Genomic DNA, 21283 nt, shown 5'->3' with positions numbered 1-21283 from the left:
CTGTTGTTTTCGCTAAAGTTGTTATCTATACTTTTCATAAAGAAAGGAATGGGATAGATGATTAATCTAAAAAATATCGGTAAATTTCATGAACTACCAGAAATGGCAATGCATATATACAACGGAAATGTTCCAGCTTTATTGCTTGCCATAGAAGGAGGCTGGGATATTGAAAAGGACATTATATTAAGTCAATATATCTCATTAAGTCCATTAGATTTGTCGCTAAGGTTGCAGAGACTGAATGTGATAGGGCTGCTAGTAGAGCATGGTGTCAATTTGAATGTTAAAAATAATTCTGCCTTTTTGGTAGCTGTTCGTTATTGTAAAGAAGATGTAGTGCGTTATATTGTAAAGCATGGAGCGAAGCTTGACATACTTAATCAGGTCGGGTCCGGCGCCTATTCACAGGCCTACTATGGTAATAAAAAAAATATTCCACTCATTCATGAGCTAGGTCTGGATATAAGACAGTACGGTGGTCCAGTATTACGTCAGGCTGTGTCGAATCATGACATGAAGACAGTTACATATTTACTCGATCAAGGAGTGGACATTAATTATAATAAGCCAGATATGGTTTATCCTTATCAAGCAACCCCATTAACTGTGGCAACACGAATGGGGAATCTAACAATGGTGAAATACTTGGTTGAGCGTGGCGCAAACGTTACTTTAGCAGAAAAGGATGGCGAGCGTCCATATACGATTGCGGTGGGCCTTAAAAATACTATTTTGGCTGACTATTTGAAAGCATTGGAGCCAGCCATGCTTCATGATTTAGAGAATAAAAAGTATGAGGTAAAGAAATATAAGTTGAGTGATGAACTGATTAGCTTTCTTACAGGAGAAGAGCTACGACTAGAGCTAGATACCAATGATTACGACATCAGATATATCGACTTTTTCACACTTACAGACACCATTGAAATGAAGGTTGGCCGTCAAACGCTACTACGTTTGTCTGCATATGTAGACAATTATTCCGATTTACAAATCGTATGGAATCCAAGGAAAAAGCAACTTGGCTGTTATGATGTGGAGCATCAAGAATATGCTGATTTGTGTAGCTTTAAAGAATTTCTTGTAAATCCTGGAACATACGTGATCAATTTTCTTGAAGGAGAGCTGTAGATTTATAAATTCTTAGAAGCCCATCTTTTATTATCAAACAAAAGATGGGCTTCTTTATTTTAAAATTTAAGCTTCGATAAACAGAATTGGATAGAGCGTTTGACATACATTGAACAAAAGAAAAGCAGTAGAGCTACGACAAGGGCTAGAGGAATACTGAAAGCGACTGGAAGGTCAACGCCACTCCACAGGCTCATCCTGATTTGTTCAAGACCAATTGTTCGTAAGAGGCCACCTACTATTGATAATAATGCACTTAAAATCAAGCCAGCGTAAAGGATTACTAATACAAGGAGGGCTAATGAGCAAAAAAAGCTTTGTATAATTTTTATAAATGTCATTCTTTTTCCCTCCGTATAATTTTTTGCACTTTTGAATTTGGAGCAATTGAATAGCTTTCCGTATAATAAAGTATTTTGATTCTACAATTCTTCCCTACATTGACAACGTCTCCATCCACTATTTCTGCGTGCGTATACGACAGATGTACAATTTTCCCCTTTAGACAATTACAATTTAACTTTTTCTTTAATAACGGAAGTATGGAAATATTATCCTTACCTATCCGAATATCATCAGCACGTAGTTCTTTAATCTCACTTTCACCAGACAATTTTAAAGCGAAACTTTTAGCATTTATTTTTGCTGCTTTCACTATACCAATTACATCTACAGATTCGGCCTCTAAACTGTGTTCAATAGTTAACTTTCCAGAGCTATTTAGCTTTATTACTTTTCCATTGTTCAGCTTAAAGCTACCAGCACTCGTAATTTCGTTTATATCACAATAATCCTTTAATCTGCATGATCCTGAACTGTTTAAAATCTGTGCTGTTACAGGGGAATGAAAAGAACTATGTCCATGTGCTGAGATTTTTTTCAGTCGTATTTCTTGATGTAAAGCAACAGCTCCCCGAATATTTAATTGCTCACAGTCTGTAGCTAAGTCTTTAATGTTGCCATTAGTAAGGGTTACAGTGCGGAGTTTTTGAATCAAAAATATTCACCTCATTTTAATTTAATTAATATATATTTCAATTATTAAAATATATATTAATTAAAGTATATGAAGCTCCCTTTTGTCAAGAACCAATCATTTACCTAAATCTACGCTAAATGAGTCCTTAAAAATTTCTAGGAAATACAAATTGGAAAGCCCTAAAATGAAATGATGTTAAAAATCATCAAGTGATGATTTTTTGCAAATATTTTTATGGGACATCTGTGTTATTAATCTAAATTTACTAACTATTCATCGCGGTTTAAAATTGGCACGATTTTTGCATGATATAAAAGTGAAGCGAAAGGGGGGATAAATGTGAAGGGGAAAGTCACAGGTTTTATCCATAGTGGAATAACAGTAAAGGATTTAGAGATTTCTTTAGATTTTTATGTAAATAAGTTAGGTTTAGAATTAATTTCGAGACAAATTTCAAGTAATGAATATATTTCAGACATAGTTGAACTTGTCAATTTACAAGAGGTCAAAATTGCATTTATTAGAATTCCAGGAGGGAATGAAATAGAGTTACTTGAGTATGTAGGTATGGAAAGATATCCAGGCAATGTTCGTCCATGCGATTATGGATCGGGACATATTTGTCTAAAGGTTGAAGGAATAGAAGAAATGTACGAGTATCTAAAATTGTCTGGAGTTCAATTTAGATCTAAAAAAATTGTAGAAATTACATTAGGTGCAAATAAGGGATCAAAAGCTATTTATATGTATGATCCGGATGGATATATTATTGAGCTGATGGAAAAGAGTACAAATTAATGAAAGCGAATTCAGTAGAGGGTGGAATCTATGCAAAGTTTACAAGGTAAAAAAGCAATACTTACAGGTGGCGTTCAAGGTCTCGGGTTAGCAATGGTAAAGGGGCTTTGTGAATATGGTGTTGAGGTTTGCATTATTGATTACTCCAATGATGTAGAGAAGATTGCTAAAGATATGCAGAACGAAGGATTTTCTGTATACGGGGTACGAGCTGATCTATCGAACCTAGAGAAAATTCCTGAAGTATTCCATGTAGCAGTCCAACTATTAGGTGGGGAGTTAGATATTCTTGTAAATAATGCCGGAATCCATAAACCGATGCCTGCGATTGATTTACCAATTGAGGACTTCCAAAAAATCATTGATGTTAATGTTACTGCAATATTCGAATTAAGTAGACTAGCATATCATGAAATGTTGAAAAAGGGCGCTGGGAAAATAGTCAATATTGCATCTGTATTAGCTGTACAGGGTGGTTATAATGCATCTGCCTATTCTGCAAGTAAAGGGGCGGTTGCCCAACTGACAAAATCATTATCCAATGAATGGGCCAAAAAGGGTATTAATGTAAATGCAATTGCTCCTGGATATTATAATACAGCATTAAATCAATTTATTCTTGAAGATGAGTCAAGATATCAATCACTAATTAGCCGTATACCTGCTGGACGCTTTGGCGAGCCGAATGAATTAGCAGGTGCTTTACAATTTTTATGCTCAGATAAATCAAACTATATCAATGGCATCCTCTTACCGGTAGACGGTGGGTTTTTAGGAAGATAAAAGTTCGGTGGTTAAACGATAATCCCAAGAAAGTGAGCAATAATATGGAGTTGAATCTAGCTAGAAAAAATGTATTGATTATTGGTGGTTCAAAAGGTATTGGACTGGAAATAGCAAAAAGGTTTATAGAAGAAAATGCAAACGTTTCAATTGTAGGTCGTTCTATAGAGCATTTGAATGAAGCCAAACTGCAGTTAAAAAATGTAACAACCTATCAATCTGATATTACGAATAATTATGAGCGTGAAGGTCTAATTGAAAAATACATATTAGATCATGATCATATCGATATATTGATAAATAATGCAGGGGGAAGTAATGGCTCTAGTATATTAGAAACACCCATGGAGAATTTCTATGAAGCATTTGAATTAAATTACTTTTCGAGTGTACATCTTAGCAAATTGGTCCTTAAACATATGAAGAAACGAGGAAGTGGCAATATTATTAATATTTCTTCTATTTATGGTAGGGAAAGTGGAGGCAAGGCAACCTACAATAATGCAAAAGCAGCATTAATAAGTTTCACGAAAGCGTTAGCACACGAAGTCATTAAATACGGTATAAGGGTTAATAGCATTGCGCCTGGTAGCGTTTATCATGAAAGTGGCGTTTGGGGAAGGTTAACTAGAGAGAATCCTAATAAGATTGAAGAGTTTGTAAAGAATGATATTCCAGCAGGTCGCTTTGGTAAACCAGAAGAAATTGCAGATGTAGTCGTTTATTTATCGTCTGAAAAAGCTTCTTGGATTGTTGGTGCAACCATCAATGTAGATGGTGGACAATCTAAAATGAATTTTTAAACCTGTAGAATTGAACAATAATTATCAAATCAATTGAACTAATTTTGTGAAAAGTAGGAGGCTTATACAATGAAAAATAAAAAAGTACTAAAGAAATTAATGTTTTCAATAATGGCATTGTCGTTAATATTTTTAGCAGCGTGTTCAAGCAACAGTGGAAAAGAATCAGCATCGAATGGTAAAGCAATTACGATAAAAATGGCAAACCAAGTCGATGCCAATAACTTTTTAAATTTAGGATATGAAAATTTTAAAGATACCATTGAAGAGAAAGGCAATGGTGATGTAAAAGTTGAAATTTATAATGGTGGTACCTTAACTACTTCTGATGAAACAACAGCAGAATTATTACAAAACGGTACAATTCAATTGTCAACAACATCAGCATACGGTATTGCGAATTCAATTGGTGCAAATGCTTTTAATATTTTCGATGTACCTTTTTTATTTGATAGCCGTGAACAGTTTTACACTTTCCTAGAGGGAGAATATGGTGACTTATTAAAGAAAGAAGTTGCTGATAAATCAAATATGTATCTGCTTGGATTCATTGATTTAGGCTACTATAGCATTTTAAATGGTAAAACATCTGTTAAGGCACCATCAGATTTAAAAGGTTTAAAGATTAGAAGCTCATCTGCGAATTTACATTTAAGTACATTGAAGTCAATGAAAGCAAACCCAACACCAATGGCTTATAGTGAAGTGTTTACAGGGTTACAGCAAGGGACGATCGATGGTGTTTCTACAACAACGCCTTTAATTTACGGAGATCGCTTTTATGAAGTAAATAACCATTTTACAGCGACAAATCACATTTTATTATTACATGGTGTGCTAGTAAATAAGGATTTCTATGATGGTTTAAGCGAAGATATGAAAAAAACGTTAGATGAATCTGTAGCTTCATATACAAAATACGCAATAGACCTTGTAACGAAAGCTGAAAAAGATGCCATCGAAGGCTTAAAAGATAAAGGTGTAGATGTAGTTGAATTATCTGAAGAAGAGAGAAAGAAATTTAAAGAAGCAACATCAAATGTTGCCAAAGAAAACATGGATGCAATTGGTCAGGAAAATTATGATTTAGCTATTAAATTACTAGGGGAATTGAAATAATTTCCTGAGAAATAAAATTCAACATATTGCCCTTGTAATGAAACATTTTGAATTACAAGGGTACAAAGGGAGGGACAAGCAATGGAGAAGCCTATGAAGAAACCAATTGAAGCTTATGCTAGCTTTGCAATTCTATTAATTATGACATTAGTCATGTTTGCAGCTGTGGTTTCAAGATATGTTTTTAACTCCTCAATTGTTTGGGCAGAAGAACTATCAAGATATTTGTTTGTTTGGTTTGTTTTTATTAGTGCAAGCTATGCTGTCATTACGAAAGCACATATTAGAGTAGAAGCATTGAATATGATTATTCCCAAAAAAATTCGTCCATATGTGAACTTGATAGGTAGTTTTGTATGGATGCTGTTCAGTTTATATATTTCGTATCTAGGCTTTCAATATGCATTTAATTTATATAAACAAAACGCAACCTCAGCAGCACTTAATTTACCAATGGGGGTAGTCTATTTAGGGATTCCAATTGGGTATTTTTTAATGGCTATAAGAATTTTTGTAGTGGAGATATTAGATGTTTTTGTAAAGAGAAAAGAGGGTGAGAAATAATGTTAGGGGCCATTGGAATTCTCACAATTGTATTTATTCTATGTCTATTAATAAATATCCCAATTGCAATTGCTTTAGCTATTTCTGCGTTAACTGTTGTTTTAATTGAAGGAACAATACCTATTTCATTTCTTATTCAAGCGACATTTACATCGAATGATTCGTTCTCATTATTAGCTGTACCATTTTTCATCTTAGCGGGTGAATTAATGAGTACAGGGGGGATTTCTAGAAGACTTATTGATTTCTTCAAATCAATGGTGGGCTCCTGGACAGGAAGCTTAGGTTTAATTACAATACTTGCAAGTTTAATTTTTGCAGCAATCTCTGGATCAGGTGCAGCAACGGTTGCTAGTATCGGCGGAATTATGATACCACACATGATTAACAGTGGTTATAAGAAACCATACGCTGCAGCATTAACAGCAAGTGCAGGTGCCCTCGGTCCTATCATACCACCAAGTATTGTCTTTATTTTCTACGGGATCATGGCAGGGGTATCAATTAGTGATTTATTTATCGCTGGTATTGTCCCAGGTTTATTAATTGCAGTAATATTAATCATCATTAACTATATTGTATGTAAAAAAGAAGGCTATGTGGACCAACAACCAGAGGAAGAAAAAATAGGTTTTTGGCGATCATTAAATGAAGCAAAGTTTGGATTATTAGCCCCTATTATTATTTTAGGCGGGATCTATGGTGGTATTGTCACGCCTACGGAAGCAGCGGTAGTAGCTGTTGTTTATAGCTTAATCGTAAGTATATTCATTTATAAAGAATTACGATTCAGTGATTTAATGGATGTATTTTTAAAAGCTGCCGTTACATCTGGCTCTGTCATGATTTTCGTTGGTACCGCAACGTTCTTCGGTAAAATTTTAACATTAGAGCAAGTGCCACAATATATAGCTAATGGTATTTCAGGCTTTACAACAAATCCGATTATCATTTTAGTGTTAATTAACCTTTTCTTATTAGTTGTAGGAATGTTTATTGAAACTGTTGCAGCATTATTAATATTTGTCCCATTACTATTACCAATCGTTATACCTTTAGGAGTAGATCCATTACATTTTGGGATGATCGTATGCTTTAACTTGACGTTAGGCCTATTAACACCACCATTGGGATTAAATCTGTTTATTGGGGCAAAAGTAGCAAATATACGTTTTGAAGAAACCTTTAAACATTTAACCCCTATTTTAGTAGCGTTACTAATATTACTAGGCATCATTACATTTGTGCCTCAATTAACGTTATTTTTACCACACTTATTATCTAGTAAATAATGATACTTGACCTCCAAAAATGAGAAAGTCGATTTGCCACAAAAAATGTGATGCAAATCGACTTTTTTAACTCTTCAAATCTAACAAAAGACAGATTTCTACTATAATAAAAAACAGGAGGTTTAAGAATGGTTCTCTATTTTATATTTTTGTAGTTTTCTTACAAGTGTGGACTGATCAATTTTTAATGCAATTGCTGCTTTTCTTATACTAGGATAAATTTTAATTGCTTCTCGAATAATACTTTCCTCAAACGATTCAATTTGATCCTTTAACGGTAAATGATGAGTTATTAAAGCATTGCTATTTGATACTTGAATGCTGCTATCGCTGTTTAAGTTTAATTCCCTTTGTAGATCATCCATTGTAATCTCTGAATGTTGACTCATTAAAACAACTCGTTCTACGATGTTCTGTAACTCTCTGACATTCCCCGGCCATTTATAGTTTGCAAACGTTTCAAGCACTTCAGATGAAAAAGAACGGTTTAATCCATATTTAATGTTTAAATTATTCGTAAAATGATAAATAAGGGGAATGATATCCTCTACTCTTTGCTCAAGCGGTGGAATTTTGATTGGAATAATATTAAGTCGATAATATAAATCCTCTCTAAATTTCATCTCTTCAATCATATCCGATAAATTCCTGTTTGTTGCAGCAATTACACGGACATCTACTTGAATAGGTGTTGTACCGCCAATTCTCACAACTTCCCGCTCTTGAAGAATACGTAATAGTTTTACTTGAAGCTGTAATGGCATTTCTCCAATTTCATCTAAAAAGATTGTCCCATTATTAGCGGCTTCAAATAATCCAGCCTTGCCTTTTTTGGTAGCACCAGTAAAAGAACCTGATTCATATCCAAATAATTCCGATTCAAGAAGAGATTCAGGGATGGCACCACAATTAATTTTTATCAATGGTCCGTCCTTGCGAATGCTATTTCGGTGTATTAAATCTACTATTTTTTCTTTACCTACACCAGACGGCCCTTGAATTAATACACCTGAATCAATTTGTGCAACTCTTAAAGCCCGGTCAATAACATCTTTCATTTGTGTAGAATGTGCAATAATTGAATATTTCGGGTCACTAATCCCTTTTAATTGTTGTAATTCTTCATGGATTCTTTGATTTTTGATTTCTAATTGTTGAATTTCTGTCTCTAAATTATTTAGCTGGGTTAGGTCACGAACATTATTCACAATTTTAATGATTTCGCCTTGCTTGTTTCTGATTGGAACGGCCGAAACTAAAACGCTTTTCCCTGTTTTAATCTTCTGACTTATTGTAATAGCACGATTCCCCTTGATAGCCTTCAATGATGCAGAAACATCAATAATTCCTTTGTCAACTAAGGATTGTAGGTTTTTTCCTATACAAAATTCAGTTGAAAGCTCTGTAATTCTTTCATAAGCAGGATTCTGATACATAATCTTCCCTTTGGCATCAGAAATAACAATGCCGTCGAACGATGAATTAATAACTTCATCAAGTTCTTTTTTTAAATTATCCAATTTATCAATTTCTTGATTTAAGCTAACGGATTCTGTTAGAGGTAATAAAAAAATTGTTAGCTTAGAAAAATCCTCAACATTGTTTAAAACATTTATTTCCAAGTTCGAATTCAACATACAAAAATACTTATAACCATTAGAAACTTGTTTTTTTATATCATCAAAAAATTTTTCATAAGTCTTGGCAGTTTCATTACATACTAGAACATCTCTATTTTGATCCCACTCTATAACCCCAAGTAATTTTAATTGATTATAAAACATTCATACTCCCCCTTAAGTAGACATGATGTAATAATTCATCACTTGGGCACAATTATACATCATTTTTTCTCCAGTTCGATGAGAAAATACTGGGTTTTTGCATCAATAAAAGTTGGCATGCTTTTTGCATTAATAATTAATGTAAATATTTTTAGGAGGTTCTAAATATGTCAAATGAATTATTATTTCAGGAATTAGGCTTAGACAATCAGGATTTAAAGAAAATGTTGTATGACATGATTCTCATCAGAAAGTTCGAAGAGACATTGAAACAACTATATCAACAAGGAAAAATTCATGGAACTATGCATCTGTGTATTGGTCAAGAAGCTACAGCAGTAGGTGCTTGTTTCCCACTAAATAATGAAGATAAGATTACAAGCACACATCGTGGCCATGGACATAGTATTGCTAAAGGAACAGATGTTAATAAGATGGTCGCAGAGCTACTCGGAAAGGTAACAGGCCATTGTAAGGGTAAAGGTGGTTCAATGCATATCGCCGATATGAAAGTTGGGAATCTTGGTGCGAATGGTATTGTAGCAGCTGGTCTCCCGCTTGGTGTCGGCGCTGCTTTAACATCTAAAATGAAGGAATTAGGCTATGTAGTACTGTGCTTCTTCGGAGATGGTGCAACAAATGAAGGGGCGTTCCACGAATCCCTGAATCTTGCTTCAATTTGGAAGCTTCCTATAATTTTCTTCTGCGAAAATAATTTATATGGAATGTCAGGTTCTATTAAGGAAATGACAAATATAGAGTCCATTGCTGTCAGAGGATCGAGCTACGGAATTCCTAGCGAAACGATTAACGGTAATAACATTTTAGAGGTTATTAAAGCGACACAAGATGCAGTCGAACGTGCGAAGCAAGGTAATGGTCCTACTTTAATAGAAGCGGAAACTTACCGATGGGAAGGACATTCAAGAAGTGATGCTCGAAAATATAGAACGCGCGAAGAGGAGAAGGAATGGAAGAAAGCTAAGGATCCAATCGATGCTTTTAAGGAAATTCTAGTTTCTAATAATGTCATAAATGAAAACGAATTCATAGAGTTAAACGAAAAAGCTCAAAACCAGATGAAAGAAGCGGTTGAATATGCTGAAAAAAGTGATGATCCAAGTTTAGATACTTTAATGACAGATATTTATGCCTAGGAGAAAAGGAGAAATCAAGATGAGAGAAATTAGTTATTCAGAAGCTATTAAAGAAGCAATGACTCAGGTAATGCGTGAAGATAATGACGTATTTATTATGGGTGAGGACATCGGAGTATATGGTGGTGCTTTTGGTGTCACAAGTGGAATGATTGATGAATTTGGTCCTGAACGAGTTCGCATTACTCCTATTTCAGAAGCAGCAATTAGTGGCTGTGCGGTAGGTTCAGCAATGACAGGAATGCGCCCAATTTTAGAAATTCAATTTTCGGATTTTGTTGTAATTGCTATGGATAATATCGTAAACCAAGCGGCGAAAATGCGCTATATGTTTGGAGGGAAAGCAAAGGTTCCTATGGTGGTTAGATTACCAGCTGGCTCCGGTGCAGGATTTGCAGCACAACATTCACAGAGCTTAGAAGCCTGGATGACACATATACCAGGCCTAAAAGTTGTACAACCTTCCAATGCTTACGATGCTAAGGGGTTACTAAAAGCTGCAATAAAAGATGACAATCCAGTTCTATTCTATGAGCATAAAATGCTTTATAACCTAAAAGGAGATGTTCCTGAAGAATCTTATGAAATTCCTCTTGGAGTCGCAGATATTAAACGAGAGGGGAAGGACATTACTATTATTGCTACAGGTATGATGGTAAATCATGCGGTAGAAGCTGCACAAAAGCTAGAGCAAGAGGGAATTGATGTGGAGGTAATTGACCCACGGACACTTGTTCCGTTAGATGAAAAAGCGATTTTGGAATCTGTAAAGAAAACTGGAAGAGTACTAGTCGTTTATGAGGCAGTGAAAAGAGGCGGATTTGGTACAGAAATTGTTAGTTTAATCGCAGAGAGTGATGCCTTTGATTACTTAGATGCACCGATTTTACGATTAGGTGGAGTAGAGGCACCAATACCATACAACCCAAAACTTGAAAAGGCTGCAATCCCTCAAGTATCAGATATTTATCAAAAATGTTTAGAATTAATGAACAAATAGAGGTGAACTAAAATGGCAAGAGAAGTGGTAATGCCCAAATTAGGAGCAACGATGGAGGAGGGCATCATTGTTAGTTGGCTAGTAAATGATGGTGAATTTATCGAGGAAGGCGATCCCATTGCTGAAATTCAAACAGATAAAATTGTTCTAGAAGTAGAAGCAGAATCTTCAGGACATCTATTAAAAAAATTATATGATGCAGGTAGCACAGTAAAAGTACATGAAGTTATTGCCTATATGGGTGAAGAAAATGAGGCAATAGAGCAAACTGAAAACTTCTCAGAATCTAAAGATAATAAATTGGAAGAAATCAATGAGCAAGAAAAAGTGCGAAAAACACCTGCTGCCAACAAGCTTGCAAAAGACAATGGGGTTGACCTTTCCCTTGTATCTGGAACAGGTCCGAATAGTCGCGTACAAAAACAGGATGTTGAAAATTACTTACAACAAGATACTTCTAAAATCACACCATTGGCACAAAAGATGGTTCAGGATCTAAAGATAGATGATAAAGAGTTAATTGGCTCAGGACAGCACGGTAAAATAACGAAAAAGGATGTCTTGTCTGCTGTTACTAAGACAACATCAGCACAAGAGAGAGAATCTTCACAGCTGAAAAAAGTACCGTTAAAAGGCATGAGAAAAGTCATTGCAGAGCGAATGAGCGAAAGCTATTACACTGCACCACATGTTACATTGACAACAGAGATCAATATGACGGAATGTGTAATTCTGCGTAAACAATTACTACCTGTCATTGAGAAAGAAACAGGATATCGATTATCCTATAACGATTTAATTGTTAAAGCAGTTGCACATACATTATCTAAAAACAAAGCATTAAATATTTCATTACAGAATAACGAAATTTATTTTTATGAAGAGGTCAATATTGGATTTGCTGTTTCCCTAGATGAAGGTTTAGTAGTACCAGTAATTGAAAATACAGATCAAATAGGCTTAGCGGAGATTGTAAAAAGAAGTAAGGAAATAGTTGCAAACATAAAGAATGGAAAATTAAGTCCAGAGTATTTTGAAAATGGTACTTTTACGATTAGTAATTTAGGTATGTATGCTGTTGATTCATTTACACCGATTATTAATCAGCCACAGTCAGCGATTTTAGGTGTAGGAAGAATTGTGGAAAAGCCAGTTGTAAAAAATGGCGAGGTAGTTATAAATTCAATGATGCAATTATCATTATCGTTTGATCATCGAGTAATTGACGGAGCACCGGCTGCTCAGTTTATGACTGACCTGAAAGAAAATCTAGAAAATCCATTTAGAATGCTTGTTTAAGTTGAGGTGAGGATATGACAACATTTGATGTAATCATAATTGGCGGAGGCCCTGGCGGATATGTTGCTGCGTTGAGGGGAGCTAGTGAAGGACTAAGGGTTGCGCTTATAGAGGTCGAGCAGCTTGGTGGAACTTGCCTGAATCAAGGCTGTATCCCATCAAAAACCTATCTAAAAAATGCAGAAATACTAGAGGAAATTGAGCAAGGAAAGCAACGTGGGATTTTAGTAAAAGATGTTGAATTTTCGATGGAGGGTATGGTTTCCTACAAAAATTCCGTTCTCAATAATTTAAGAATGGGTATTCAATCTTTATTAAAAGCTAGAAAAATAGAAGTATTTAATGGATTAGGATTAATAAAAAATTCTCAAGAGGTTGAAGTCATTTCAAATAATGAAAAGACTACTCTTTCAACAAAAAATATTATTATTGCAACAGGAAGCCGTCCACTTATTCCGAAAGTAGATGGCTTAGAGAATGTGCAATATCATACAACAGATACAATTTTTGATCTTAAAACATTACCGAAATCTATGACGATTGTTGGTGGTGGGGTAATAGGCGTAGAGCTAGCAGATGTATTTAGCAGTTTAGGATCGAAAGTGACTATTATTGAATATAGCAACAGAATTATTGCTATGGAGGATGAGGAAGCCTCAAAAGCTTTACACAAAAAGCTTCACGACAAAGGAATTAATATTTTAACAGACCACCTTGTGACAAGTGTAAGTGAAGAAAATGGATGTAAGATGCTAGTGGTTGAGAAGAAATCGGGCGAGAAAGTTTTCATTTCTTCAGAAGAGCTACTTATCGCAGTAGGGCGGACACCTAACGATTCTGCGACCAAGCACATAGATCTAGTATATAATGGAGCATTTATTAAAGTTAATGACTATTTACAAACAAATATTTCAACTATTTATGCTGTCGGAGATGTAATAGGTGGATACCAGCTTGCTCACGTTGCAAGTGCAGAAGGGTTAACTGTTATTGAGAATATTTTAGGCAATCAAAAGAAAATGGATTATTCTATCGTGCCTAGATGCATTTATACAAATTTACAAATTGCAAGTATTGGCCAATCAGAAAATGACTTGAAAAGTAAGGGTGTTGATTACACAGTTACTAAATATAATCTTTTTGGAAATGGAAAAGCTCAGACTTTAGGAAAAAAAGATGGCTTTGTCAAAGTATTTACAGATTCTAAATACGGTGAAATTTATGGTATGTGTATGGTAGGTCCGTATGTAACAGAATTAATTGGACAAGGATCGGCGTATATGAGTCTGGAAGGTACCGTGTATGAAATGGCTGAAATGATTCAACCACACCCTTCTCTGTCTGAAATATTTATGGAAGTAGCTAATTTAAGTATTGGTAAAGGGGTTCATTAACATGACAGACTTCACTGAACTTTTTAATCTAAAAGGGAAAAAAATAATTGTAACTGGTGGGGCTCAAGGAATTGGACACGAATTTGTTAAGGCCTTTAAGCAGGCTGGAGCTGAAATTGTTGTTTTAGATATTTCTGATAAAGTAGCGTCACTTAGCTCTTTGAATGTTGGCTATATTAAATGCGACTTAATGGAAGTCGAGAATATAAAACTATACTTTAAACAAGCTTTAGAGCTATTAGATGGAAAATTAGATGTTCTTATTAACTGCGCTGGTATTATTAAACGTAGTCCGGCGGTGGATGTACCATTAGATACATGGCAAAAAATATTTAACTTAAATGTCCTATCTTTATTTGAATTAAGTCGATTAGCTGCAGTCGAAATGAAGAAATTTGGACAAGGTAAAATTATTAATCTAAGCTCCATCGTATCCATTGTTGGGGCGTACAATTCTTCACCTTATTCAGCGAGTAAGGGAGCAGTACTACAATTAACAAAATCATTATCTAATGAATGGGCTCAATATGGAATTCAAGTAAATGCCATTGCCCCAGGGTATATTTTAACAGATATGAATTCTGATATTTTACAGGATCCAGTACGTAAAAAAGAATTTGAGGACCGGATTCCATCTAAAAAATGGGGTGATCCTCAAGATATTGTAGGGACGGCAATGTTTTTGGCTACCAAAGCATCTGATTATGTTACAGGAATTTTAATCCCAGTCGATGGAGGTGTTCTATCACGATGAGAAAAAATTTATATATTGATGGACAATGGAGAGAAAGTGAAATATATAGTGATTTAAAGTCACCTTATTCACAACAAACGATTGCAAATATCGCCCAGGCTTCAACTGAGCAGGTGGAAGAGGCAATCGATGCAGCACAGGAAGCATTTAAAGTAATGAGAAACCTAACAGCGTATGAGCGCTCAAATATATTAGAACAGTTGGTAAATCTATTAATTGCTAATAAAGAAAAAGCTGCAGAGATTATTTCATTAGAATCTGCGAAGCCTTTGAAATTTGCAATAGGCGAAGTAGAACGAACAATAGAAACTTATAAATTTGCGGCAGAAGAGGCAAAACGAATTTACGGTGAAGTTCTACCAATCGATGCTGCCAAAAATGGTGTAAATAAAATTGGATTAACAATTCGTGAACCATTAGGAGTGGTGGCAGCTATTACGCCTTTCAATTTCCCGATGAATTTAGTCGCACATAAATTAGGGCCAGCAATTGCGGCGGGTAATACAGTTGTTCTAAAACCAGCATCCCAAACACCGTTATCATCCATATTTTTAGCGGAATTATTAAGTCAAACAGATTTACCTAAAGGCGCATTTAATTTGATAACTGGAAGTGGAAGAACAGTTGGAGATGTTTTGGTAGAAAGTGAAAAAGTAAAGATGGTTACGTTTACTGGAAGCCCAGGTGTTGGATTAGGTATAAAACAACGTGCTGGATTAAAGAAAGTCTCCTTGGAACTAGGATCGAATGCAGGATTAATCATCGATCAACATACGGATATTGATATGATAACTGATAAATGTGTGGTTGGGGCATTTTCAAATCAAGGACAAATTTGCATTTCATTACAACGAATTTATGTGCATGAAAGTGTAGCAGAAGAATTTTTACAAAAGTTTAAAGAAAAGGCTGAGAAATTGGTATTGGGAGATCCGTTGAATATAACGACAGATATTTCGACGCTGATTAGTTTAGAGGACAATAATCGTGCCCTAAGCTGGATTGATGAGGCAATAGCAGACGGAGCAAAATTAATTAGTGGAGGTCAAATAGAGGCAAATATTTTAAAGCCTACTATTTTAGCTGAAGTACCTTCGACTTCAAAAGTATCATGTCAAGAGGTCTTTGCGCCAATTGTGACAGTAAATAAAATTAGTGCTGTTCAAGAAGCTATTGATGCAATAAATGATTCTCGATTTGGATTACAAGCAGGCATTTTTACAAATGATATTCAAAACGCTTCAAAAGCCATGCATCTTTTAGAAGTAGGTGGAGTAGTTATCAATGACATACCAACATTTAGAGTAGACCATATGCCGTATGGAGGTGTGAAAGAAAGTGGTAACTGCCGAGAGGGTGTAAAATATGCTATAGAGGAAATGACAGAGTTAAAGCTAGTTATTTGGAATCAATAACAATAGAGAGGGTGATATTTATTCAAGTCTATGGTATTTTGGGAAATCCCTTAGAGCACTCACTTTCGCCTTTACTGCAAAATGAAACCTATAAAGAGAATAATATTCAAGCCTCGTTTCAAAAATTTGAAGTGGAGGATGATGGATTAAAAAATTTTATGATGCAATTAAAGTCCAGCCGTGAAGGAGGATTAATTGTTACAATTCCCTATAAGGAGAAGGTGCTTCCATATATAGATGAATTAGATTTAACTGCTAAAAATACTGGTGTTGTTAATATTATTCAAGCAGTGAACGGTAAGCTTATTGGATATAATTTTGATGGTCAAGCGTGGTTAGCAGGGCTTTTACAAGAGTTTAGCCTATCAAATTTGAATGGATTGAAAATTCTTTTGATTGGATTCGGAGGAGTCGCTAAATCCATCTACTTTGAGCTCCTGCAATTTGAAGATGTTGAAATTGATATAACAAACCGTACCGTAAATAAGGTGAAAAATACGATAGATATGCCGAATGTCAGGGTCCTATCCTACGAAGAAGCTGAACAGCAAACAGTTAAATACGATATTATCATTCAAACTACCCCTATAGGTATGTGGCCCCATACAGATGCCATGCCTCTAAATATCATACAGCTAAAAGAAAATGCAATTGTTTCGGATGTCATTTATAATCCCCAATATACAGCATTTCTTAAGCAAGCTAAAAATTTAGGAGCCCGTATACAAAACGGTATGACCATGCTAGTTATGCAAAATCACAAGGCAATAAAAATGTGGTTTCAGAAAGATGTAAATTACAAGCAGATGGAAAACTTAACAAGAAAATAATGACGATCATTAAAAAAATTCCCCTTTAAAGATATCAAAAGGTGAAGAAGAGCTTAGCGGTTCTCTTCACCTTTCTTTGCATTCTACAATTCCTTTCGTTTAGAGGATGAGGGGATATTTAGTTCAACTCGGTATTTAGCGATAGTTCTTCTAGATAGCTCAACCTCTTCCTGGCTGCAGATGAGTTCCAGTATTTTGTTGTCGGATAATGGTTTTTTCTTGTTTTCATTTTTCACAAGTTCAAGAATTTGTATTTTTATTTTCTCCTTAGAGATATCTTCCCCAGAATGAGTAGTTACCTTAGATGAAAATAAATTTTTCATTAAGAAAGTTCCCCAGGGAGCCTGAATATATTTGTTCATCGTTGCTCTACTAACAGTAGATTCATGACGATTAATAGCTACGGATATATCCTTAAGAGTCATTGGTTTTATAAATTGTAGTCCATTTTTAAGCGCTTCCAATTGCTCTTGTATTAAGTATTCCATTATAGCAATCATTGTCTCTCTTCGTTGTTCAAGGGATTGAGATAACCAGTTGTAATCCTTTTCCCATTTATTCATTTGTTTCTGGTCTTCTGCTGATAAGTACATCGACTCTATTTTCGTCATAGTAATAGAAGGGGAGAACCAATTACTTAAAGCGTAAGTAATGAAATCATCTTTAATGTCAATGATGATATCGGGACGAACAACTTCAGACATACTAGAATAATCAGGTTTAAAAGGCTTTGGGTTTAATGATTTTATAATATTTATAGAATATTTCAATTCTTCTTCATCTATTTGTAAACATTTTTTTATATCATTCCATTTGCGATCAGCTAATTTTTCTAAGTGATATTGAATAATTTCCTTTGCAAATAATTCATCCGGATAGAAAGCTTCTAGTTGTAACAGTAGGCAATGCTTTAAATTTGTAGCCCCCACACCTACATAATCTAAATTTTTCAGAAGCTGTAAAGCGTGATTGTATTGTGACTGTGAAAATAACTGAGTTGCATTTGGTAAATAGCCAAACTCATTTAAGTTTAGAATAAGCTGTTGAAGAAGCTGATAATCTTCAGATGAATGATAAGTTAAACGAATTTCACTTAAAAGTTGGTCTACATTTGATATCCTGTACTCCGCATTGTTTTCAGGTAGATTCATATATTTGCTTGTATGATAACCTTCCTTAAAGTGAAAGCTATCTTTCACTTCAATTAAGGGGTTTGATAGTGATTGTTCTATAAGAAATGTTTCAAGCTCATCTGAAGGCATTTGTAATAGCTCTATTGCTTGTCTCAGTTGTTTTGTCATAGCTAATTTTAAATCTAATTTTTGATTCACTTCTAAACGCATGAACTCACCTCTTATATTCCATTATAATATTTATCTTCAATCAAATCAGAATATTTTTAATAGTATTTATATTAAGAAAGGTATAAATAATAATAATTTTTTAGTAGTTTATATGATATAAATCAGTTGTGCAAGTGAATAATGAACCAATGAGATAATGTGAATTTCATGAATTATCTTACATATTTTCTGGGTAATAAAAAAGGACTTCATCTTTATGAAATCCTAAAATATTTTTTTCATTAACTGATTAACATCACTCAAAACCTTAGCCATATCAGTAAGTTTTTCTTGAGAGAACTTTAAAAATAAATTTTGAACCTTAGTTTCACCATTATTCGTTAAAACAATTTTCACAACACGTCGGTCTCCACTTTCTCTAACACGATGTATTAATTCTAATTTTTCCAGCTTATCACACATTGATGTAACGGCACCAGGAGTCACACTGAAGAAATCAGCAATTTCGGTTGCTTTCATACCGGAATTTATTTTTAGCTGGAGCAAAAGAATTAGTTGATTTTGAGATAAGGATTCCCCTTCAGATAGAAGATTGACAAACATTTTCGATTTTTGCTGGATTTCCAGCATTTCTCTCATAATGACTTCTACATAAGGTAATTGATCGTTGTTTGACATAGTATCACAGCCTGTTAAATTATTTAATAATTAAATTATATAGTAAGTATATAATACGAGCTAATATTAGTTAATAATCGACTTTAAATAAGGTAGTAAAATTGGCAGAAACTGTCGGGGAGGAGGTAAATGATGGGGAAGCACTTTTATTATCTATGGGGTAGTATTTCTAGTGGCAAGCTTGCAATGTCGATGCTATGAATGATGTTAATAACTGAAAAAAGAACAAATCTAAAGAGCGTGCTTCGGTATTATTCAAAACATGCTCTCGTTCAAATTGAATTTATTAAAGTACCAACCATCCGTTTTATTGCTTTATAATAGAATAGATTCCCTTTACGATTTGTTATAAACTGTTTAGATTCGTTTAGTAAAATTTGTTGAACTATACATTTTTCTTTTATAAACATAAAAATACATGCTTAGGGGCCACCACAAGACTACAAAAATTGGGTAGATTGCCCATATAACTCCTGGTGTAGAGACAATATTTACTGTAATAAAAAAGATAATAATAAGCATTGAAGCGGTAACAGAGAATGCTACAAATGTTTTTCTTTGTGCATGATATAAAGCCAAGGGCCACCATGTGACTAAAAATGCCGGATAAATCGCCCAAGGATATGGGTGGGATAAAATAATATTTAAAATGGAATAATAAATAATAGTAGTTGCAAAGCCTATTAGCGCAATTTTTAAGGTTTTTGCTTTTTCATCCAAGTACATAAGAATTGGCCACCAGATGATTGGATAAATCACATAGATAAACCATAAATGCTCGGGTGAATATAAATAATTTTCAATGATAAGAAATGCAATAATTATGGCACTGCAAATAAGTGAATATTGTTTATACATTTTTTTAATCATAAAAAATAAAGTAATTGGCCATAGCAATAGTAATAAACAGGGATAAATAAACCATGCTGTTTGTGGTGATGTTGTATAATTGACGATTCCTAAAAATATCATGGTCATTAAACTACCTGCAATGGAAAAGTTAATTAAATTTTTCATGTTTTTTATTCACTCCATTTCTTCCGTGACCAAACAAAGTACATTGCGAGTGGCCACCATAAAATAGCGAAAATAGGATAAATCGCCCAAATTATATGGGGCGTATAGTAAATGTTTATAAAGATAAAAAATGCAATAATTAAGCCGCTACCCCATAGAGAAAATTCCAAATTTAATCTCGACATGTTTTTCTTCTCGGGCTCTTTTACACCTAATTCCTGTTTTAAATCCCCAATATCCCCAAATTCCACGATAGCTTTATTAATAGCATCCTCTTCCTCTTTGCCTTGATCCATTAAGTAAAATACTTTTTCTTCAAGATTTTGAATGATTTCCTGTTTGATCATTTCCGTTTCGTGGTTACGAGGAAAGTCCTTAAAAAGCTCATCAATATGATTTTTAATTTTTTTCATTCTAAGCCCTCCATAAATAAGTCGATAATTTCCTTAACTTCCGACCACTCTTTCACTAGCTCATTTAAATAAGCTTTTCCTAATGGGGTAATTCGGTAATATTTTCGTTTGCCACCGTGGGAGACATCCCCAAAGTAGGCTTCAATAACTTCCTTTTTTTCAAGACGTTGAAAAACGGCGTATAAAGTTGCCTCTTTAATTTGAAAACGATTATTTGTGCGGAGACTTATTTCCTGAGAAATCTCATAGCCATAACGATCTTTCTCTAAAATGAGTCTTAAAATAATGGAATCCAAGTGTCCGCGGATGATATCACTTCGAACCATACGTCACCTACTTCAATATATTGCTCTATCTGTTAGAGTAATATTAGCAAATATTACTCTACCTGTCAAAGTAATTTTAAACATAAAAAATCCCCTTTTATGCAGGGGATTTTTGAGGAGTATAAGCAACTTTATTCGAAAAATTACCTAAAGTGGATTTGAGATATGGTCCAGTTAGGCATGTATCAAGCTTCGATTTAATTATCGAATGTTAAAAAACAGAAGGGGGGTCACTAATACTAGGATTCTGTGTATTATAAAAAAGTTACTAAAATCGCCTATCAAAATCTATTAATGGCGATTATTATTTTATGGATAAAACCTGTCTACCCATGTGATGATAAGGCAGAAGTAAAGTTAAAGTAGGAGATAGGGGATATATCATAGAAGAAAGTAATTCAACAAATTTTTATACCCATTAAAATAGTAGTAAATTCCAA

22 protein-coding genes are annotated in these 21283 nt (G+C 34.3%); 14 read left to right on the top strand and 8 right to left on the bottom strand.

Annotated features, from left to right (window positions below):
* Positions 1 to 57 precede the first annotated feature (57 nt).
* Entirely contained in the window at positions 58 to 1134 is a 1077-nt protein-coding gene (locus QNH24_RS25905) for an ankyrin repeat domain-containing protein (RefSeq protein ID WP_283870162.1), read from the top strand.
* Between the two features lie 59 nt (positions 1135 to 1193).
* On the opposite strand, the gene QNH24_RS25900 is transcribed toward QNH24_RS25905, so the two are convergent.
* Both QNH24_RS25900 and QNH24_RS25895 read right to left on the bottom strand, forming a co-directional pair.
* A complete protein-coding gene (locus QNH24_RS25900; protein WP_283870161.1) occupies positions 1194 to 1475 on the bottom strand; it encodes a hypothetical protein in 282 nt (93 codons plus the stop codon).
* Complete coding sequence (locus QNH24_RS25895) at positions 1472 to 2131, bottom strand: hypothetical protein (RefSeq protein WP_283870160.1); 660 nt, start codon at positions 2129 to 2131, stop codon at positions 1472 to 1474. The genes QNH24_RS25900 and QNH24_RS25895 overlap by 4 nt, the downstream gene beginning before the upstream one ends.
* Before the next feature lie 321 nt (positions 2132 to 2452).
* On the opposite strand from QNH24_RS25895, the gene QNH24_RS25890 reads away from it, so the two are divergent.
* The 6 genes from QNH24_RS25890 to QNH24_RS25865 all read left to right on the top strand — a co-directional run bounded on the left by QNH24_RS25890 (position 2453) and on the right by QNH24_RS25865 (position 7472).
* Entirely contained in the window at positions 2453 to 2911 is a 459-nt protein-coding gene (locus QNH24_RS25890) for a VOC family protein (protein ID WP_283870159.1), read from the top strand.
* 30 nt (positions 2912 to 2941) lie between these two features.
* On the top strand, positions 2942 to 3694 hold the full coding sequence (locus QNH24_RS25885) for an SDR family NAD(P)-dependent oxidoreductase (protein WP_283870158.1): 753 nt from the start codon (positions 2942 to 2944) through the stop codon (positions 3692 to 3694).
* Positions 3695 to 3738: 44 nt separating this feature from the next.
* Positions 3739 to 4497 (top strand): SDR family NAD(P)-dependent oxidoreductase, encoded by a 759-nt coding sequence (locus QNH24_RS25880; RefSeq protein ID WP_283870157.1) that lies wholly within the window; start codon positions 3739 to 3741, stop codon positions 4495 to 4497.
* Between the two features lie 69 nt (positions 4498 to 4566).
* Positions 4567 to 5616, top strand: a complete 1050-nt coding sequence (locus tag QNH24_RS25875; RefSeq protein WP_283870156.1) for a TRAP transporter substrate-binding protein — start codon at positions 4567 to 4569, stop codon at positions 5614 to 5616.
* Between the two features lie 81 nt (positions 5617 to 5697).
* A complete protein-coding gene (locus tag QNH24_RS25870) occupies positions 5698 to 6180 on the top strand; it encodes a TRAP transporter small permease (RefSeq protein ID WP_283870155.1) in 483 nt (160 codons plus the stop codon).
* Positions 6180 to 7472, top strand: coding sequence for a TRAP transporter large permease (locus QNH24_RS25865; RefSeq protein WP_283870154.1), 1293 nt, complete (start codon positions 6180 to 6182; stop codon positions 7470 to 7472). The genes QNH24_RS25870 and QNH24_RS25865 overlap by 1 nt, the downstream gene beginning before the upstream one ends.
* A 122-nt stretch (positions 7473 to 7594) precedes the next feature.
* Here the strand turns inward: QNH24_RS25865 and QNH24_RS25860 are convergent, their stop codons facing one another.
* The gene (locus tag QNH24_RS25860) at positions 7595 to 9256 is read right to left on the bottom strand and encodes a sigma-54 interaction domain-containing protein (RefSeq protein ID WP_283870153.1); all 1662 of its coding nucleotides are present in this window, start codon (positions 9254 to 9256) and stop codon (positions 7595 to 7597) included.
* A 167-nt stretch (positions 9257 to 9423) separates the two neighbouring features.
* Here QNH24_RS25860 and QNH24_RS25855 point away from each other — a divergent pair, with 167 nt between their 5' ends.
* From QNH24_RS25855 to aroE, 7 genes are read left to right on the top strand one after another with little or no spacing between them, the layout of a single operon-like run.
* Positions 9424 to 10413 carry a thiamine pyrophosphate-dependent dehydrogenase E1 component subunit alpha gene (locus QNH24_RS25855; RefSeq protein WP_430674605.1) on the top strand — a complete coding sequence of 330 codons (990 nt, stop codon included), beginning with the start codon at positions 9424 to 9426 and terminating at the stop codon, positions 10411 to 10413.
* A 19-nt stretch (positions 10414 to 10432) separates the two neighbouring features.
* The gene (locus QNH24_RS25850) at positions 10433 to 11413 is read left to right on the top strand and encodes an alpha-ketoacid dehydrogenase subunit beta (protein ID WP_283870152.1); all 981 of its coding nucleotides are present in this window, start codon (positions 10433 to 10435) and stop codon (positions 11411 to 11413) included.
* Positions 11414 to 11425: 12 nt separating this feature from the next.
* Entirely contained in the window at positions 11426 to 12712 is a 1287-nt protein-coding gene (locus QNH24_RS25845) for a dihydrolipoamide acetyltransferase family protein (protein ID WP_283870151.1), read from the top strand.
* A gap of 14 nt (positions 12713 to 12726) precedes the next feature.
* The gene (gene lpdA / locus QNH24_RS25840; protein WP_283870150.1) at positions 12727 to 14106 is read left to right on the top strand and encodes a dihydrolipoyl dehydrogenase; all 1380 of its coding nucleotides are present in this window, start codon (positions 12727 to 12729) and stop codon (positions 14104 to 14106) included.
* Position 14107: 1 nt separating this feature from the next.
* Entirely contained in the window at positions 14108 to 14860 is a 753-nt protein-coding gene (locus QNH24_RS25835; RefSeq protein WP_283870149.1) for an SDR family NAD(P)-dependent oxidoreductase, read from the top strand.
* Entirely contained in the window at positions 14857 to 16275 is a 1419-nt protein-coding gene (locus QNH24_RS25830) for an aldehyde dehydrogenase family protein (protein ID WP_283870148.1), read from the top strand. The genes QNH24_RS25835 and QNH24_RS25830 overlap by 4 nt, the downstream gene beginning before the upstream one ends.
* Positions 16276 to 16286: 11 nt before the next feature.
* Positions 16287 to 17105, top strand: coding sequence for a shikimate dehydrogenase (aroE, locus tag QNH24_RS25825; RefSeq protein ID WP_283870147.1), 819 nt, complete (start codon positions 16287 to 16289; stop codon positions 17103 to 17105).
* 83 nt (positions 17106 to 17188) lie between these two features.
* Here the strand turns inward: aroE and rpoN are convergent, their stop codons facing one another.
* The 5 genes from rpoN to QNH24_RS25800 all read right to left on the bottom strand — a co-directional run bounded on the left by rpoN (position 17189) and on the right by QNH24_RS25800 (position 20843).
* Positions 17189 to 18448 (bottom strand): RNA polymerase factor sigma-54, encoded by a 1260-nt coding sequence (gene rpoN, locus QNH24_RS25820; protein ID WP_283870146.1) that lies wholly within the window; start codon positions 18446 to 18448, stop codon positions 17189 to 17191.
* Positions 18449 to 18673: 225 nt separating this feature from the next.
* Positions 18674 to 19087, bottom strand: a complete 414-nt coding sequence (locus QNH24_RS25815) for a MarR family winged helix-turn-helix transcriptional regulator (protein WP_054771632.1) — start codon at positions 19085 to 19087, stop codon at positions 18674 to 18676.
* Between the two features lie 357 nt (positions 19088 to 19444).
* Complete coding sequence (locus QNH24_RS25810) at positions 19445 to 20104, bottom strand: hypothetical protein (protein WP_283870145.1); 660 nt, start codon at positions 20102 to 20104, stop codon at positions 19445 to 19447.
* A gap of 5 nt (positions 20105 to 20109) precedes the next feature.
* On the bottom strand, positions 20110 to 20517 hold the full coding sequence (locus QNH24_RS25805) for a permease prefix domain 1-containing protein (protein WP_283870144.1): 408 nt from the start codon (positions 20515 to 20517) through the stop codon (positions 20110 to 20112).
* On the bottom strand, positions 20514 to 20843 hold the full coding sequence (locus tag QNH24_RS25800; protein WP_054771633.1) for a PadR family transcriptional regulator: 330 nt from the start codon (positions 20841 to 20843) through the stop codon (positions 20514 to 20516). The genes QNH24_RS25805 and QNH24_RS25800 overlap by 4 nt, the downstream gene beginning before the upstream one ends.
* Between the last annotated feature and the right edge of the window lie 440 nt (positions 20844 to 21283).

This window comes from Lysinibacillus pakistanensis, assembly GCF_030123245.1.
GTDB lineage: Bacteria > Bacillota > Bacilli > Bacillales_A > Planococcaceae > Lysinibacillus > Lysinibacillus pakistanensis.
The sequence above is the reverse complement of the archived record's forward strand: the minus strand, read 5'-3'. Positions and strand labels throughout refer to the sequence as shown.